This window comes from Acinetobacter sp. 479375, from assembly GCF_000581715.1.
In the GTDB taxonomy this organism is placed as follows: Bacteria; Pseudomonadota; Gammaproteobacteria; order Pseudomonadales; family Moraxellaceae; genus Acinetobacter; species Acinetobacter ursingii.
Genome location: NZ_JEZN01000055.1, coordinates 1 through 2,457, shown reverse-complemented (window position 1 = coordinate 2,457; position 2,457 = coordinate 1). Strand labels below are relative to the sequence as shown.

3 protein-coding genes are annotated in these 2,457 nt (G+C 37.1%); 1 reads left to right on the top strand and 2 read right to left on the bottom strand.

The window, feature by feature from the left end:
- Nucleotides 1-852: IS256-like element ISAba26 family transposase (locus J500_RS16580; RefSeq protein ID WP_034700694.1), on the top strand; the 852-nt coding region annotated here is incomplete at its 5' end.
- A 198-nt stretch (nt 853-1,050) separates the two neighbouring features.
- On the opposite strand, the gene J500_RS16575 is transcribed toward J500_RS16580, so the two are convergent.
- Together J500_RS16575 and J500_RS16570 are read right to left on the bottom strand one after the other, a co-directional pair.
- Nucleotides 1,051-1,434, bottom strand: coding sequence for a hypothetical protein (locus J500_RS16575; RefSeq protein ID WP_034700693.1), 384 nt, complete (start codon nt 1,432-1,434; stop codon nt 1,051-1,053).
- A 579-nt stretch (nt 1,435-2,013) separates the two neighbouring features.
- On the bottom strand, nt 2,014-2,457 hold a 444-nt coding region (locus tag J500_RS16570), incomplete at its 5' end, for an IS3 family transposase (protein WP_034699406.1).

Genomic DNA, 2,457 nt, shown 5'->3' with positions numbered 1-2,457 from the left:
ATTGTCGCATTTTTCAAAGAAATGTACGATGCAGATGTCTCAGCATCACTTATAAGCAAAGTGACCGATGCTGTGATTGAGCAAGTGACTGAGTGGCAAAATAGAGCATTAGATAGTCTGTATCCAGTCGTCTATCTCGACTGTATTGTTGTAAAAGTCCGTCAACACTCCAATGTGATTAACAAGTCTGTATACCTTGCTTTGGGCATCAATATGGATGGGCAAAAAGAATTACTCGGTATGTGGATTGCTCAGACAGAGGGTGCCAAATTCTGGCTATCCGTCATGACAGAACTCAAAAATCGAGGGGTACAGGACATTCTTGTTGCCTGTGTAGATGGGTTAAAAGGCTTTCCTGATGCCATTGCCTCTGTTTATCCTCATACGGACATTCAGCTGTGTATCGTGCATGTTGTACGCAATAGCCTGAGATTTGTAAGCTGGAAAGACTACAAGGCTGTTACAGCTGGTCTAAAAGCGATCTATCAAGCAAGTACAGAAGAAAATGCCTTAAAATCTCTAGATATCTTCTGTGATCAATGGAATCATCAATATCCGAAAATTGGAGAATCCTGGAGAGCCAATTGGGAAAATATCCGTACAATATTTAGCTATCCAGCTGAAATACGTCATGCGATTTATACAACCAATGCAATTGAATCGTTGAATAGCGTAATTCGCCATTCAACCAAGAAGCGAAAGATCTTCTCGTCAGATGATTCAGTCAAAAAAGTCATTTACTTAGCAACAACCAATGCTGCTAAGAAATGGACAATGCCAATTCAAAATTGGCGTTTAGCAATGAATTGGTTTACGATTCAGTTCGATGATCGATTAAAAGATCATTTATAAAAAATAGAACTTACACAAAATAATTTACAGGCTCGACGATGATTTTTTATGGTCATATTCTTCCCTACTACACATCTGAAATATAGACAATAAAAAAGCCAGACATCCTCTCTGGCTTTCTCGTATGAACTATATAGGTATTGCCCATCTCCCTGTCTTTACTTGCATTCAACTCTCTTTATATAAATTAATATAAAATTATGGTGCTGTAAGTGATGGAGGATTATTAACTGTTACTTCTGCATCAATATTAAATTGACTTAATAAATTTTTCTGTTTTTCAACTGATAAAAGCTCACAGTTACAAGGATTATTAATTTTGGTAAAGTTATAATTATATTTTTCGGCATATTTTACAATATTAACGAATAAAGCCTCAAAGGCCTTAAGAGCTGTATCATGCATTTCTGATGATAGAGGTGATTGACTTATATCTACAATAATATCTGTTGGTAATTCTTGTGGCATTCCAGTCCATGCACTAAATTGACCACTATCGGCTTTCTTAATTTCGGTCATAATAGCAAATGGCGGATTTTTTGCGGTAGTTAAATAAAAGTGGAATTCTTGCAATGGGATCATATGTTATTCCTTCTTGAAAACACATTTTCAAAAATTGACAGAGGTTGTGTCGTTTTATGTAAAAAACGACATTGGTTGTGTCGCTAATTAATGTCATTATGTGTCGCAAGTATATCTAACTCATTGAAGTTAATAAGCCAGAAATGACAACTTATGTGTCGCATGACGTAAAACCGCCGTTGAACGACACATCAGTTGTCATAAACGACATAACACCTGTCATGGAACGACATGACAGGTGTCAATATTGACTCGACACGTAACATGAGTTGATATTTATGACACATGACATACCACTAAATTAAAAAGGAGATCTATTTGATCTCCTTTTTATTGCTCAATTATCATAGCTGTAAATCATTATACTTCTACAAAAAATGTCTAAAGTTTTCAGGCTGAAGGAGATCAGTCCATTTTACAACACTCATAGGTACTTTAATAATTAAGGAACCTCTCTACACTAATAACTTACTCTTTATTTAAATCTGCATTTTCAGTCATGCTCTCTGAAAGCTTTATACTCCGCATTTTCACCATCATATTCTGGACTGCTCCCAGTATCCTAGACATGAGACAGCTTCATTTTGAAGCTGCCTCAAATGCTTCTGGGCTCATCCCATCGAGATGCGAATGACGCCTGATTCGATTGTAAAACATCTCGATATAATCAAACACATCTGCACGAGCCATTTCTCGTGTTTTATAGATTCGCTTTTTAATTCTTTCCTTCTTTAAGCTGCTAAAAAAGGATTCAGCAACAGCATTATCCCAACAGTTTCCCCTCCGGCTCATACTTGGAACCAAATTATGCTTCTGACAGAATTTCTGCCAGTCTCCGCTGCTGTATTGTAAGCCTTGGTCTGAGTGTATGATCACAGGTTCATTGGGTCTGCGTCGCCATACTGCCATAAGAATTGCATCTAAAACGATATCCTTGGCAAGCGTAGGTTTCATTGACCAACCGATGACTTTCCTTGAATATAAATCGAGAACCACAGCCAAATATAACCAGCCTTGCCAAGT

Excerpts from the sequence above, each read along its gene's own strand:
- J500_RS16575 (WP_034700693.1), bottom strand. The coding sequence starts at position 1,434 with ATGATCCCATTGCAAGAATTCCACTTTTATTTAACTACCGCAAAAAAT.